This is a genomic window from Spirulina sp. CS-785/01 (genome assembly GCF_028330525.1).
Lineage (GTDB): Bacteria > Cyanobacteriota > Cyanobacteriia > Cyanobacteriales > Spirulinaceae > JAQMSD01.
This window is the reverse complement of record NZ_JAQMSD010000108.1, coordinates 1-15,760: the sequence shown is the minus strand read 5'-3', so window position 1 is coordinate 15,760 and position 15,760 is coordinate 1. Positions and strand designations below refer to the sequence as shown.

Below are 15,760 nucleotides of genomic sequence, written 5' to 3'. Positions count from 1 at the left end.
GGTTTACCCTCTAACCCTAGGTTCACCCCTCAACCCATTTCAACGGGTTTACCCTCTAACCCTAGGTTCACCCCTCAACCCATTTCAACGGGTTTACCCTCTAACCCTAGGTTCACCTCCCCATTATCCATTATCCACCGCCCAACTCACCTGTCGTAAAATCCCCCGTAACATCGCCACCTCCTCCGACGACAGTTCACCTCGCTTATAAAGACGACGGAACTTTTCCATCCGAGACGAAGCCGTGTGAGGATAGAGATAACCCACCTTTAACAACAGACCCTCCAACTGTTGAAAATACCCCTCCAACTCATCCAACGTCGCCAGTTGCCTCTCCTCCTGAGGAAGCATCGGAGAAAAATGCGAAGACAACTGATAGAGTTCATAGACACAAACCGCCACCGCCTGGGCTAAATTTAAAGAAGCATAATCAGGATTCGCCGGAATCGTTAAACACCGTTGCGCATAATTTAACTCCTCATTCGTCAAGCCACTATCTTCCCGGCCAAAAATTAAAGCCGACTCCTGTTCATCTTCAAACAGCCAAGGGAGAACCTCTTGAGGCGTTTCAAGAGGAATCGTAGGATGGCGAGTTCTTCCCGTGGTAGCGATCGCCTTTTGGCATCCCTGCAACGCCTCTGGCAACGTCTCCACCACCTCAGCCGACCGTAACACATCCAACCCATGCACCGCCATCTGACGCGCCTGGGGCCCCCCAATATCGCATTGCGGGTTCACCACCACCAGTCGAGACAGTCCCATATTCTTCAAAATACGCGCCACCGACCCCACATTCAACGGCCCCGCAGGTTCAACTAAAATAATTCTAATTTTGTTATTTGTTGTATGTTCTTTGTTATTTGTTCTTTGTTGTGTGTTCTTAGTCATCTATTTAAAATCCCAATTCCCCATTAAGGTAAAACACCGATAGGGACGTTGCCGGGCATAATCGAGAGATTCAATCATCAACACAGGGGACTTATCCCCTTGCAATGCCGGATGTTCCAGTCCCAGTTGGTCGCCCAACAACCATATTCCTGTCGTCATCAGTAATCCGTAAACAGTAAACAGTAACCAGTAAACAGTAACCCGTAACCCGTAAACAATACCCTCCCATCTCCCGACACTCCCCCATCCCCTTGATCTTCCCTTTGTGTCCTTTGTGTCTTCGTGGTTCAACCATCAACTCTCAACTCCCCACCCGACAAAAAAATTTTGCAGAGAGTGATGGGTTATCCCGATCATCTGGGTAAGTTATAACCAAGCAAGACCGCAAAACCACTAATCTCAACACTATAAGGAGATAGGAGAGAGCAACAATGAATATGAAACCGGAATTTCAGGTTAAATTTCTACAACACTTAAAAGGCCGTAAAAACGGCGAAGAAGGTTTCACCCTGATCGAACTGTTGGTTGTGATCATCATTATCGGGATTTTGGCAGCTATTGCCTTACCGTCTCTGCTGGGGCAAGCTAACAAAGCTAGACAGTCCGAAGCGAAAAACAATATTGGAGCGATCAACCGCGCACAACAAGGTTATTATCTGGAAAAACAAGCCTTTGCAACTGACTTAGCAACTTTGGGAGCAGGGGTTCGGCCTGCTACAGAAAACTTTGGTTACGCGATTACCGACGCAGGCACTGTAAATGCTGTTCCCAGTCTCAAAAAGGATGGATCAATTCAAGACGAAGCCCAAGCCTCACAGGTTACTAATGCAGACCCTCAAAGTATTGCAGCCGTAGCAATCTCGCCTAGTGGTGGTAGCCTCAAATCCTATGTCGGTTTAACCACCCTCATTCCGGGTTCTGGTGGTGGCGAAAACTTAACCAGTGCGGCTGCCTGTGAATCTATCAAAACCGGGAGTATCAAAGACGGTAATGCTATCAGTGGGATTCCTATTGCAGGTGGTACAACGGGTTTAAAGACTCTTGACTGTGGTGTAATATCATTCAACGGTGAAAACTTTGAAGACTTAGGCGGCTAATTCCCCTATCACTCTTTCATAACATCCGTACAATTAAGTAATCTGAACAGAGCGAGTCGTGTCCCACACGACTCACTCTTGTTTTTATGGTGCAATTCAAGATCAGAGGGGGCTATATGCAAGACGCGCAGCATTGGCAACAACAGGCACAACACTGTTATCAGCAAGGAGACTATCGACAAGCGGCACAATATTACGAACAAGCCATTGAAGCCGCCCCCCAAGAAAAAGCCTATTATTGGCAGTATGGCCTCATGTTGCTCTGTGCTGGGGAAGTGGCTGAAGCGCAAACTGCTTGGCTAATGGCCATGTTAGAGGGAAACCCCCAACAAGTAGAACAGTGGAATCTGGAGTTAATCCGCCACCTCGAAGAAGCCGCCCAATACCACACCCAACAAGCCCAATATTCCCTCGCACAAACCCTCCGCCAGCAAATTCAAGAAATTAACCCCACTGATATTAATAACCTGCTGCACCTCCTCCAACTGGCCATCCACCACAAAACTTATACAGGGAGTGAAATTGCAGAATGGGAGATGCCAGAGTTACTCACTGCCACTCCCTCCCCCTCCATCAATTTTGACCTCCTCTTGGCCACCCTCAGCCAAGTTTTACAATATGCTCCCCTCTCTCCCTCCTCCCTCGACTTCGCCCAAGCCAGTCTCCCCCATATCCCCCCCCAGCAAACCTTCTCAACGCTCACAGTTTTAGTTAATGCAGCCACAGAAATTGGGCATTTTCGCCGACGCTCTGATATTGCTGCAAAATTGATTGAAATTGCCTTACAATTAGCCCCCAATAATGCTGATCTGGTCAACCTCTTAGCCCAGTTTTATCAGAATTCTGAACAGTACGAAAAAGGCATTGAAAAAGCGCGACAATATACCACCCTAGTGGAGAGTTTACCCGATCGCGTTTTTGCCAGTCTCGGCCTCCTCCGCGCCTTAATGAACACAGGCGGCCATTGGCAAGAAGCCTTCAGCCACTTTCAAGAACATCAAACCCTCCTCCAGTCTCTCATTGAACACCCCCCCGAAACTTTAACCACCGTACAAGTTTCTATCCTCTACCAAGCCTATTTTTTTGCCCCCTACTTCCAAGACACCCCCCAAACCAATCGCTACTATCACAATCAAATTGCCCAACTCTGTCAAGCCAACGCCGCCCAACTCCATCAAGAGCTTTATGACAAGTTTCAACAAAATCACAAAGACCGTCATTTGTCAAGAAAAAACAAGAAAAAATTAAAAATTGGTTACATTTCCTATTGTTTTAAAAGCCATTCTGTCGGTTGGTTAGCCCGTTGGCTCATTCAACATCATAACCGCGAAGAATTTGAACTCTATGGCTATTTAATCACTGCGACAGAAGTTGAAGATGACTTAACAAAATGGTATATCCAACAGTTTGATTATTTATATCAATCTAAGCACTTTTTACAGCTTGCAGAGGCTATTCATAATGATGAAATTGATATTTTAATCGAGTTAGATAGTTTAACTGTTGATACCACTTGCCGAGTCATTTCTTATCAACCTGCCCCCCTACAAATCACTTGGTTAGGGTGGGATGCGTCAGGAGTTCCCACCATTGATTATTACTTAGCAGATCAGTATGTTTTACCCGAAAATGCAGAGCAATATTACCAAGAAAAAATCATTCGTTTACCCCAAAGTTATGTAGCAGTAGATGGGTTTGAAGTGGGAGTGCCAACCTTAAGACGAGAAGATTTAAACATTGAACCCGATGCGGTTTTATTTTTTAGCGCACAAAAGGGGTATAAACGACATATTGACACTATTCGGTTACAGTTACAAATTATTAAAGCTGTTCCCACAAGTTACTTTATCATTAAAGGAGTCGCCGATGCAGAACAAGTTAAAGCCACATTTCATCAACTGGCCGAAGAAGTTGGGTTAGATCAAAATCGTTTAAGATTTTTAGACACAGACCCCACAGAAATGATTCATCGTGCTAATTTAAGTTTGATGGATGTTGTGCTAGACACTTATCCCTATAATGGGGCTACCACTACCTTAGAAACCCTTTGGGTAGGTGTTCCTTTGGTGACACAAGTGGGAGAACAATTTTCAGCCCGGAATAGTTATACTATGTTAATGAATGCTGGAGTTGAGGAAGGGATTGCTTGGACGGATGAAGAGTATATAAAATGGGGAATTAAATTGGGAACAAATGCAGCATTAAGGCAACAAGTTACTCAGAAGTTGCGGGAGTCTCGAAAAACTGCCCCGTTATGGAATGGACGACAATTTACACGGGAGGTAGAACAGGCTTATTGGCAAATATGGAATAAGTATTTAGTTGATAGTTGAGAGTTGAGAGCATTCTTGCTTTCCTACACTGATTACGATTTACTAATGAGTAGTTGATCATATGAAAAAGATAATGAAACAAGTTCGTTGGCCATCTCGTCTGGTGAAAACTGCTATTCTTGGGACGATGTTGTGTTTAACCCTATTTTTTGGGTTTGCTGCTCCGGTTTCGGCAACCGACTATAATAAACGCTCTTTAGTGGGAGAGGATTTTTCGGGAAAAGATTTAACAGACTCCAGCTTTTCTTCTGCTAACCTGCGGAATGCGAATTTTAAAAACGCTAGTCTTCAGGGTGTCACCTTTTTCTCAGCCAATTTAGATTCAGCCAATTTAGAAGGGGCTGATTTACGCTATGCTACGTTGGGATCGGCTCGCTTATCCCGTGCCAATCTGAAAAATGCTATCCTCGAAGGGGCTTTTGCGACCAATGCGCGGTTTAAGGGAGCGACCATTGAAGGGGCTGATTTTACGGATGTGTTGCTGCGACGGGATGTTCAGGAGGAATTGTGCGAGAGAGCCAGTGGCACAAATCCCACCACGGGGAGAAAGACTAGAGAAACCCTGTTTTGTTCCTAGTTTGTTAAGTTTAGGGTAGAGAGAATCAAGATTAATGACAAACGGGGATGACAAACACGCAATCACCCACTGCCTCACAACAGGAGCGTATTCTCAAATTGGCTCAAGCGGGCAATCCCAAGGTGATTGCAGCTTTACTCAATCATAAATTAAAAGCCCAGGAGATTACCGCCCAAGTCCGGTGGCAAAATCAAGTGTTACGGGTGGCTTTGGAATCCTCCCAGGTCCCCGATCGCAGTTTTAGTTTAGATATCATAGAACGGGGATTAAAACGCTTAGAGATTGACGGGTTAAACCGGGTGGATATCTCAGCCTATGTCCCTGACAGCGACCAAGCCTGTTGGCAAGAGGTGATACAATTGAATTCAGGATCACTGGCCATTGACTTGGCCGCATGGTTAGAGTCGGGGACTTCCTTGAGTGATGCGGTGATTGAAGTGGCCGCTCCCCAAGGGTTAACCCACCGAGATCATCTTACCCCCTCCCCTCTCCCCACTGAACCGGAACAGAAATACCTTTGTTTTCAAATTGGCCTAGAAAATACGGCCATGTTGCCTGTGGAGTCCATTCAGGAGATTTTACGCTTAGAGGCCGCGCAAATTCTCTCTGTCCCAGATATGCCAGAGACGGTGTTAGGGATTTATAATTGGCGCGGGGAAATGTTATGGCTGATTGATCTCAATCATTTACTGGGAATTGAGGGATTAACGACTCCGACACTCGATTTATTAACGGCTATTGTGTTAGAAATCGATCATCAACGGTTAGGGATTGTGGTGCAGCAGGTTGAAGAAATTGAAGCCCATAACCCCAATAAATTACAACCCCCCGCAGGTCTCTTTTCTCGCCATCTTGAGCCTTTTATTGAGGGATATTTACGGGATGCTCGCAGTATTGTTTTAAATCCCCAAGCTATTTTAACGGCATCGACGCAACAAAATGCAAGATATAGCAGTAATCAGTAATCAGTCATCAGTGTTCAAGGCAGAGTGTAGTGGTAGAAGACTGATTCAGCAGAGCCTAGAGTTGCTTGGTCTGGGCAATGATAAGATAACCATTAAGTAAGCCAAGATCATTCTGAGTTACGTTTTTGATCAAACCTAGGAAGTGAACAACAAAAGCCGCAATTGTCTCCTGTGTTCCCTGTGTGATTAATAATGAATGGTTCACTGACATTTGCCCAATTATTTTAAGTGTGAGGAATGCCACCACAAGACCCCTATCGCCAGAAAAAACGCCCTGCTGATCTCTCGCTTCCCCCGACTGGAAAACGAGAGACTCCTCCGCGTCGTCCCGTTGCTCCTCGGACCCCTCCTCCTCGGACCCGTCGTCCCGTTGCTCCTCCTCGGACCCCTCCTCGGGCCCGTCGTCCTCAACCCCCTCAAGATCAACGAGGGGTGAAGAAAAAAGGGAAGGGGGCGGCGCGTCGTCGGCCCAGTGGGACTCAACCGCCAAAAGCGGGGAATTCTGGCACAGCTAAAACCCCTCCCACGAAAACCTCTCCCGCCAAAACAACTCCCTCGGTGTTGATGGTGGGTTTTCTGCAACGGTTTGTGCTTTATACGGTGCGTTTGTTGATTTTGGGGGTGGGGTTAGGGGCAATTGCTGGGACGTTTCTCTCGACAATTCAATCTATGCCCTCGGAAACCACCAGTCAGCAAACGGTTAATCAACAAAATTCTAGCCAGTCGAATCACCCGTTACGGGAGTTTTCCAACCTCCCCCAAGGGGAGAAAATTGAACCCCTTCAAGGGGAGGTGGAACGGTTGGCCGAGCAGTTTCCTAAGTATGAGTTGGGGGTGTTTTTGCTGGATTTGGATACGGGAAATTATGTGGATTGGAATGGGAGACGGGCTTTTGCGTCGGCGAGTACGATTAAGATGCCCATTTTGGTGGCTTTTTTCCAAGAGGTAGATGCGGGGACGGTGCGTTTGGATGAGTCGTTGGTGATGCAAGAGGCGGTTATGGTGGGGGAAGCGGGGACGATGCAGTATGATCCCCCTGGGACTCGCTATTCGGCGTTGGAGACGGTGGAGAAGATGATTCGTATTAGTGATAATACGGCGACGAATATGATTATCCAACGGTTGGGGGGACGGGAGAAGCTGAATCAGAGTTTTGCGGAGTGGGGGTTACGACATACGATGTTGCGGAATGGGTTGCCGGATTTGGAGGGGTTAAATAAAACCAGTCCGGTGGATTTGACGCGGTTGTTGGTGTTGTTGAATCGGGGGGAGTTGGTGGATTTGCGATCGCGCGATCGCTTGCTCAGTATCATGGGTCAAGTGGAAAACCGCGATTTATTAGTCTCCGGGTTAGGAGAGGGAGCGTCTATTGCTCATAAAACAGGTAATATCGGCACATTGGTAGCGGATGCGGGGTTAGTGGACACCCCCACCGGGAAACGCTATATCTTAGCGGTGATGGTGAAACGGCCCTACAATGACCAACAGGCCAAAGCCCTCATCCAGCAAATTTCTAAGGCGGCCTATGAGTATTTTAGTCAACCCATACCTAACCCAGATACCACGAAAACGCCTCTGGATACAACGGGGACGATTGCGATCGATGAATTGGGGGATGGGTGATAGGTTCTTCTCTAGCGTCCGAGGCTTCTAACCCAACGTCCAAAAAAAGTTATATGAAATCCGCTTGATTTGTATTAAACCAATTTATTGCAAGCCCTAAAGGACTTACTACGAACTTATCAGGATTAACCGGATGTCATATTAGAGTGCCAAAAAAGTTAGAGGGCAGTCTAACTAGACTGCCCTCTGCCACTCACAGATTCAGAGCCAAATCGTTGATCAAACCCTTTCCGTATAGGAGTCTTGCCGTGTTTCGACCCTGGGAAAATGGAGCTTGAACAAACAATTGACTATTTCACTATTCCTCACACACAATTGTATCGTATAAGGAAACATTTTGACAGGTATAAAGGAGGAGGACAGTCTAAAAATTGGTCTAACCCCTCACCCCCAATTAACCTTGAGCCGCTATAATTCCTACGCAGCAATGGTTTGAGGTAGAGAAAAATTAGACTCCTCCCCTTCAGAAATTTCTTCAGAAATCTCAACAGTGCGCCCAATGGCTGTGGCAAGAGGGGCTAATTCCCGAACTAATGTAACCATATCATCGAGGGAAAGAGCTTGTCGCGCATCAGACACCGATTGTTCGGGAGTGGGGTGACATTCGATCATTAAACCGTCTGCCCCTCCGGCAATGGCCGCTTTCGCTAGGGGGGCGACTAATTCCCGTTTTCCGGCAGCGTGGGAGGGATCAACAATGACGGGGAGGTGGGTGAGTTGTTTTAAGGCAGCGACGATCCCTAAATCGAGGACATTACGGGTAAAATTATCGAAACTGCGAATCCCTCGCTCACACAGCACAACTTGGGGGTTGCCGTGGCTGAGGATGTATTCTGCGGCCCCTAGGAATTCGTCTAGGGTGGCAGCGAGTCCGCGTTTGAGTAAGATGGGTTTATCCACTTGGCCGAGGGCTTTCAGGAGGTCGAAGTTTTGCATATTCCGACTCCCCACTTGTAGCATATCTGCGTGACTGGCAATGGCCTCGATTTGACTAATGGACATCACCTCTGTTACCACGGGTAAACCATGCCTACGACGCATTTCGGTGAGAATAGACAGCCCCTCTTGACCTAATCCTTGGAAGGAGTAAGGAGAAGTCCGAGGCTTAAAAACACCGCCCCGTATCGCTTGGACTGGGGCGGTTTTTAAGGTGTTGGCGACTGTATCCATTTGTTCTAAGTTTTCCACTGAACAAGGGCCACCGATCAGGGTGAGTTGTGACCCACCAATGGTAACGCGATCGCTGATTTGGACCAATGTCGTTTCTTGGGTATCCGTTTTATTGACCAATTTTAGATTTGCCATGATGAAAACTCCGTCTTGTTTGTCTTGAATAAAATAACCCTCGCGGCCCTTTCCCCTAAACATAAAAAAACCGCAGAACTCACGTCCTGCGGTTCACCGAGCCATGCTTAACAGCATTCACTCTCGGTGAACCATGCTAAACCAAAAATAAAAGTAGCTCGACGATAAAAGCATCTTGTGATTCGGGAAAATAAATACTGAGATGGGCAATTAGTAATGGGTGGGCAAGCAAACGCGAATTGCTAGACCTATTAGCAACCTAGCACAAGTGCTGCAAGTTGTCAACTCAAAGATCAGGAGGAGAAAAGAAGATCACTTGCTGATAAATTCAAAAACTGCTTACTGTTCCTTAATATCCTGAAAATTGAGACAAAGATTGTAATAAGATCACAGTATTATTGTAAGCATTCAGCTATCAGCTATCAACCGTCAGTTTAAAACTAACACTCCGTTAGCGAAACCTCTCCGAAGGAGAAAAAATGTTAAAACACTTTAAGCTTCGATACTGGATCATTGTTGGCTATCTAATTCCAATTTCATTGAGTTTTATTTCTGGATTTTTTATTTTTCAACGAGTCAAGGTTACTCAAAATGCCGTGAAACAGTTCGAGCAATCCACCGAAATAGAAGAAAATGTTGATGTGTTCGGCTTTTATTTTATTCAATCCATCGCCGATTTACGGGGGTATTTACTCAACCCTAATAGTAATTACTTTCAAGATTATCAAAAAGCGCAACAACAATATCAAGAAGTTGCTGTCACTTTAGAAACATTAGAGCAATTAGATGAGACACAACAGGAGAAAATACAAACCTTATTAAACTTAGTCCAAACCATTGAAGTTGAACAGCGTACTATTTTACAAAAAGCGAATAGTGGAGAAATTGAAGCCGCTTTACAACAATGGGAGAATGGTGAAATTCGTCGAGATGCAGAGGAAATTGAAACTTTATTAAATCAGTTAAGTCAACTTGAACGTCAAGCGGTACAAAAATCAAAAGCTATCCAAAGTCAAACCTTACAAGGGTTAGTATCTTGGGTTATTCTTTTAACCGGAATTTCAGCGTTAATTGCCTTAGTTACGGGATTATTAATTGTGCGTCAATTGATTAACCGTTTAGCCACAGAGGCCAATACTATTGCTAGTTCCTCCCTTCAGATTACCACAGCTATTGATGAACAGGAACGAATTGCCAATCAACAGGCCGCATCGGTAAATCAAACCACAACCACTATTGAGGAATTAAATGCGTCCTCTCAACAGTCTGCGGAGCAAGCAGAAGCGGTGGCCGAGAATGCAAAACGCATTTTAAAACTTACTAATGGCACAGATTTACAAACGGGAGAAACTATTAATGAGACAGATCATTTAAAATATAAATCCCATCAAACTGCTTTACAAGTGCAGAAACTTAGTGAACAATTGAATCAAATTGGCGATATAACCCAAGTGGTTAGTGATTTAGCCAATCAAACCAATATGTTGGCTTTAAATGCGGCAGTGGAAGCAGTACGAGCCGGAGAATCCGGAAAAGGATTTGGGGTGGTGGCCGCTGAGATTCGGAAATTGGCAGATCGTTCTCAAGAATCTACAGAGCGCATTAATAAAATTATCCGTGAAATTCGAGATTTAACTAACTCTACTATTATGGTGACAGATGAGGGGACAAAATCCGTCGAAGAAATTGTCTTATCTATTAATGAAATTGCCATAAGTATTCAGCAAATTTCCCTCAATACCCAACAACAGGCCAACGCAACATCACAAGTAATGATGGCCATGAATGAGATTAATACAGGAGCGAAAGAAACGGCAACAGGAATCTCTCAAACCCAGATGGGAACAAAGAATTTAAATGAGACTGCGAATAAGTTAAAAACCCTTGTGTAAAGCGTAAGTATTCAGCTATCAGCTTAAAACGTTTACATCGCTTGTTGAAGTTATTATAGCCAATAATGAAGGGCTAGAAACCGGGTTTCTTGGGTTCGTTATTTTCAAGGGATTAATTTCTATAGAGAAACCTGGTTTCTTATAGTTTACCCTAGAAGTTTAGAAACCGGGTTTCTTGGGTTCGTTATTTTCAAGGGATTAATTTCTATAGAGAAACCTGGTTTCTTATGGTTTATTATAGCCAATAATGAAGGGCTAGAAACCGGGTTTCTTTGCTCAGTTATCTTCAAGGGATTAATTTCTATAGAGAAACCCGGTTTCTTATGGTTTACCCTAGAAGTTTAGAAACCGGGTTTCTTTGCTCAGTTATCTTCAAGGGATTAATTTCTATAGAGAAACCCGGTTTCTTATGGTTTACCCTAGAAGTTTAGAAACCGGGTTTCTTGGGTTCGTTATTTTCAAGGGATTAATTTCTATAGAGAAACCCGGTTTCTCTGGTCAGTCAGTGGCCTTGAAGGGATTAAAATTTTGTAGAGAAACTCGGTTGCTCACGATTGAGTAACCCTCGTTCTTGGGGGATAATATCAGCAGAAATGGGAGTTAATTGTACCGCACAGGCTTTTAATTCCGGTTGCTTGGACTCTGGACAGGCCGCAGCGTGCATTAAAGCGTTTGATTCTGCATCATAGGCCCAAAGTGCGCCCCAGTGCATCGGTGCGAAGACTGTTCCAGGAGTAATGGCTTTAGTTATTGTAACGGGGAAACGACAGAGGCCGCGGCGCGATCGCACCTCCACCCATCCGTCCTCCTTCACCCCCAAATTCGCTGCATCACGGGGATGTAACTCTAAAAACGGTTCAGGGTGCATAGCAGTAATTTTATCAATCCGTCCCGTCCGGGTTTGCGTGTGCCAATGCCCGTAGAGGCGGCCCACCGTTAAAATAAAGGGATAATCTGGGTCAGGGGGTTCTGCCAGTCCTCTAGCGTGATAGGCGGCGAATATGGCGCGTTTATCGGCAGTGTGGAAGATAAAATCAGTGTAGAGACGTTTGCCGTGGGAATGGGTGTCGGGGTTGGCTTCTGTTCCGGCCGGATAAGGCCATTGAGTGGGGCCGTATGCTTGTAAAAGGGCATGACTTAACCCCGATAGATCACAGGGACGACCGTGGGTTAATTGTACAAACTCCTGGAACACATCCGCCGCCTTCGTCCAGTTAAATTGTTCCATAAAGCCCAGTTTCCGTCCCACCGCCGCAAAAATCTCCCAATCGGCCTTAGTTTCGGCGATGCGATCGCGGAATTGCGGACAAAGCGTGACCACCCGTTCCGAATTGGTCATCACCCCCGTTTTCTCCCCCCATTGGGCCGCAGGTAAGAGTAAATGGGCATAAGCCGCCGTCTCCGTGGGATAATAGGCATCCTGACCAATCGTAAACGGAGACTGTTTCAAAGCCGCCTGAGTGCGTCGCAAGTCCGGCATACTCACCGCCGGATTGGTGGCTACAATCCACAATAAGCCCACTTCTCCCCGTTCCAGACCTCGGATCATCTCCCAAGCATCTCGACCCGGTTCTGGGGCAATACTGCCCGCCTCTAGCCCCCATGCGGTCTCCACCTCGGCCCGGTGTTGGGCATTCTTCACCAAGCGATACCCCGGCAAAATATGGGCCAACCCTCCCGCTTCTCGGCCTCCCATCGCATTGGGTTGTCCCGTGAGAGAAAAAGGCCCCGCCCCCGGTTTACCTATTGCCCCGGTCATTAGGTGTAAATTAATTAAAGTCCGGGCCTTGGCCGTCCCTTCCGAAGATTGGTTAATCCCCATGGACCAGAGAGACAAAACTCGTTCATTCTCCGCCCAATATTGCGCCGCTTGTTCCAATTCCTCCACAGAAATGCCACAATTTCGCGCCACTACTTCTGGGGGATAATGGCGGATAACCTCGGCATAAGCGGGGAAATTCTGGGTACAGTCATCAATAAACGCTGCATCAATGCGGCCCCACCGTAGCAATAAATGGGCAATGCCGTTTAATAAATCAATATCCGTCCCCGGTTGAATGGCTAAATGTAAATCGGCTTTTTCTGCGGTAGGAGTCCGACGGGGGTCCACCACCACCATTTTCACCCGCCGATTTTTCTTGTGATATTTAGCGAGACGATTAAAAATAATCGGGTGACATTCGGCGGTATTAGTGCCGATGAGAAAGGCACAGTCGGTTTTTTCTAGGTCATCATAACAGCAGGGCGGCCCATCTGCCCCGAAACTCTTAATATAAGCCGAGACCGCAGACGACATACAGAGTCGGGAGTTGGCATCAAAGTTATTGGTCCCTAAACATCCCTTGAGGAGTTTTTGGGCGGTGTAGTAGTCTTCGGTTTGGAGTTGTCCGGACCCATACATACAAAGGCCATCGGGCCCTTGTGTTGCGCGGACGGTTTGAATGTGTTGGCCAATTCGGTCTAGGGCTTCCTCCCAACTGATACGCTGAAAGGGTTGGTCGAGGGACTCCCGGAACATGGGATATTTTAGGCGATCTTTGTCGATGGATTCGGCAATGGTGGCCCCTTTGACACAGACTTGGCCTTTACTGGAAGGGTGCGTGCGATCGCCTCTCACTTTCCAAATGGGATTCCCTTGTTTATCTCGATGGGTTGCACGGTTGGGGGCCGCAGGAGGGGAGACCTCAAGGCCACATCCTACGCCACAGTAAGGACAGAGGGTTTTAGACATTTTTGGGTAATGGGTAATGGGTACTGGGGGAAAAGAAGTGAGGAGAGAGAAGTGAGAATTGAGTTAAAAGTCCTCTCTCCTCTGTTTCCTGTTCCCTTCTTCACAAAGAACAAACAACCAACAACCAACAACCCTATAAAACAGGTTCTTTTGCTTCATCCTGTACAGACTTGTCGTGGTAATGGTCTTCTCCTTCGTGGAAGTCGGCGAATGATCCTTTGGGTTCTTTGAGGACGAACCAGCAGAGGAAGGCTACAATTAAGGCTGCAACGCCTAATGTTTGAAAGAAGATGCGATCGCCCACGGCCCCTTCAGGGAGTAAACTATATAACGTCAGGTAAGCCACAGCCCCCACATTGCCGTAAGCCCCCACATTCCCCGCAACTTGGCCTGTGACGCGACGTTTCACCAGGGGAACAATGGCGAAAGTTGACCCCTCTGCGGCCTGGACAAAGAAGGAACAACCCATCGTGAGGATAACCGCCGCAGGTAGCCACCAACTGTTATTTACGCCACTCATTAACAAATAACCAATCCCCATCCCTGCGGTAAGAAAACCCATGGTTAATTTCCGACTGCCCAGTTTATCGGAGATTAATCCCCCACCCGGACGGGAAACCAAGTTCATAAAAGCATAACTCGCCGCGATCATTCCGGCAGCCGCTTTACTCAAACCAAAAGTTAACTCAAAGAAAGCAGGTAGCATGGAAACAACGGCTAATTCTGACCCGAAATTCACAATATAGGTAAGTTCCAGAATAGCCACTTGGGAGAAATTGTAGCGGTCTTCGGGGGGATAATGTTTGCGGCCTAACATCAGGTCTTTGTTAACTTGCCAACACCCGTAGGCTTGAAAGAGATATAATCCCACTAATCCTAACCAGACAAGAATTAAGCCCGTTTGGTCTAAGAAACCAATTTTACTCAATCGCCACGCTAAAACCGCCAGAACTCCCACTAACGGCACATTCATGGCCATTAAAAACCAGAAATCTTTTTTCTTGGTAACTTCAATTCCCCCTGCGCGGTTAGGCCGTTGATAAGTGCGTCCAGGCGGAGTATCTTCAACACTAAAGAAATAAATCGCCCCGTAAATAGCCGCAATAATACCTGTACCTGCAATGGCCATGCGCCAGTTTAGCATGGGATCACCCGTCATGGGGTTCAATCCCCCAAACCCTAACCAAACGGCAATGGTGGGGAGAGTAAAGGCCGCAGCAGCAGACCCAAAATTTCCCCAACCCCCATAAATTCCTTCAGCGAGGCCAATTTCTTTAGGGGGAAACCATTCTGCAACCATGCGAATACCAATGACAAACCCTGCACCCACAATACTTAATGCAAGGCGACTGATGACCAACTGACTGAAGTTTTGGGCCATGGCAAAGATAATACAGGGAATGGCTGCATACATGAGTAACAAGGAGTAGGTAATCCTTGGCCCATATTTATCCAACAACATCCCAATAATGACTCGTGCGGGGACAGTGAGAGCCACGTTACAAATTAAAATGGTACGAATTTGGCTAGTTTCTAAGCCTAAATCTTCTTGGACTGCGGTGGCGAGTGGTGCAAAGTTAAACCACACGACAAAGGAGAGAAAAAAGGCAAACCAAGTGAGGTGTAAGATACGGTATCGACCGCGATAAAAATGCAAAAACAGTTCAGCCAGCATGGTTGATTTTTAGAGAACAGTAAGTTTTCAATTTTGAGTCATTTGGGGTATTTTCTAACCCACAATGATTACTGAGGAGTAATCAATTAAATTGAGGAAATGTTCAGGACATTTAATTTAAATGTTTTGCCTGAATTAATTGTAAGAATGACATTATCTTTTAAGCACTTTCGTATATTCAACTACAAAATTATTGATGTGTTGCAAGAATTGCATAGCGATAATTCGCAATTTACATTTTTTAACAGCTTCAAAAAAGTAGGTTGGGTGGAGCGCAGCGAAACCCAACATCCCACGATGAAAGTCTTAGTTGAACCTTGAGCTTTAACCCAAGGCTGAGAGCAAAAACCCGTTAAAACGGGTTAAGAGATTAAAAGGAAAAGACCACATCAAACCCCTGATAAAAAGGAGTCGGCTTTCCGCAGACTTGAGCTATTAGCCACGGGTTTTAACCCTTGGCTTTGGGGGAGTTTACCCTTGGTTGGGGGAAATTTGGGGAATAATTTTACCTTTAATTGAACCTTGGGTTAAAACCCAAGGCTGAGAGCGAAAACCCGTTAAAACGGGTTAAGAGATTAAAAGGAAAAGACCACATCAAACCCCTGATAAAAAGGAGTCGGCTTTCCGCAGACTTGAGCTATTAGCCACGGGTTTTAACCCTTGGCTTTGGGGGG

11 protein-coding genes are annotated in these 15,760 nt (G+C 46.1%); 6 read left to right on the top strand and 5 right to left on the bottom strand.

The window, feature by feature from the left end:
• Positions 1-123: 123 nt before the first annotated feature.
• Positions 124-888 (bottom strand): RNA methyltransferase, encoded by a 765-nt coding sequence (locus tag PN462_RS06480; protein WP_272127208.1) that lies wholly within the window; start codon positions 886-888, stop codon positions 124-126.
• Entirely contained in the window at positions 889-1,047 is a 159-nt protein-coding gene (locus PN462_RS06475) for a cryptochrome/photolyase family protein (protein ID WP_272127207.1), read from the bottom strand.
• A 272-nt stretch (positions 1,048-1,319) separates the two neighbouring features.
• Between PN462_RS06475 and PN462_RS06470 the strand changes: the two genes are divergently transcribed.
• The 5 genes from PN462_RS06470 (at position 1,320) to PN462_RS06450 (ending at position 7,483) form a co-directional block, all read left to right on the top strand.
• Positions 1,320-1,985, top strand: coding sequence for a type IV pilin-like G/H family protein (locus PN462_RS06470; RefSeq protein WP_272127206.1), 666 nt, complete (start codon positions 1,320-1,322; stop codon positions 1,983-1,985).
• Between the two features lie 116 nt (positions 1,986-2,101).
• Positions 2,102-4,318, top strand: a complete 2,217-nt coding sequence (locus PN462_RS06465) for an O-linked N-acetylglucosamine transferase, SPINDLY family protein (protein WP_272127205.1) — start codon at positions 2,102-2,104, stop codon at positions 4,316-4,318.
• Positions 4,319-4,445: 127 nt separating this feature from the next.
• Positions 4,446-4,895, top strand: coding sequence for a pentapeptide repeat-containing protein (locus PN462_RS06460; RefSeq protein ID WP_443029086.1), 450 nt, complete (start codon positions 4,446-4,448; stop codon positions 4,893-4,895).
• A gap of 47 nt (positions 4,896-4,942) precedes the next feature.
• Positions 4,943-5,860, top strand: coding sequence for a chemotaxis protein CheW (locus tag PN462_RS06455; protein ID WP_272127203.1), 918 nt, complete (start codon positions 4,943-4,945; stop codon positions 5,858-5,860).
• Positions 5,861-6,097: 237 nt separating this feature from the next.
• Positions 6,098-7,483 (top strand): serine hydrolase, encoded by a 1,386-nt coding sequence (locus tag PN462_RS06450; protein ID WP_272127202.1) that lies wholly within the window; start codon positions 6,098-6,100, stop codon positions 7,481-7,483.
• 417 nt (positions 7,484-7,900) lie between these two features.
• Here PN462_RS06450 and aroF read toward each other — a convergent pair whose 3' ends face one another.
• Complete coding sequence (aroF, locus tag PN462_RS06445) at positions 7,901-8,788, bottom strand: 3-deoxy-7-phosphoheptulonate synthase (RefSeq protein ID WP_272127201.1); 888 nt, start codon at positions 8,786-8,788, stop codon at positions 7,901-7,903.
• Positions 8,789-9,384: 596 nt separating this feature from the next.
• On the opposite strand from aroF, the gene PN462_RS06440 reads away from it, so the two are divergent.
• The gene (locus PN462_RS06440) at positions 9,385-10,680 is read left to right on the top strand and encodes a methyl-accepting chemotaxis protein (protein ID WP_272127200.1); all 1,296 of its coding nucleotides are present in this window, start codon (positions 9,385-9,387) and stop codon (positions 10,678-10,680) included.
• Positions 10,681-11,200: 520 nt separating this feature from the next.
• Here the strand turns inward: PN462_RS06440 and PN462_RS06435 are convergent.
• Together PN462_RS06435 and PN462_RS06430 are read right to left on the bottom strand one after the other, a co-directional pair.
• Positions 11,201-13,411: a molybdopterin oxidoreductase family protein gene (locus tag PN462_RS06435; protein ID WP_272127199.1), complete on the bottom strand. Its 2,211-nt coding sequence runs from the start codon at positions 13,409-13,411 to the stop codon at positions 11,201-11,203.
• Positions 13,412-13,544: 133 nt separating this feature from the next.
• Entirely contained in the window at positions 13,545-15,086 is a 1,542-nt protein-coding gene (locus PN462_RS06430; RefSeq protein ID WP_272127197.1) for an MFS transporter, read from the bottom strand.
• Positions 15,087-15,760 lie beyond the last annotated feature (674 nt).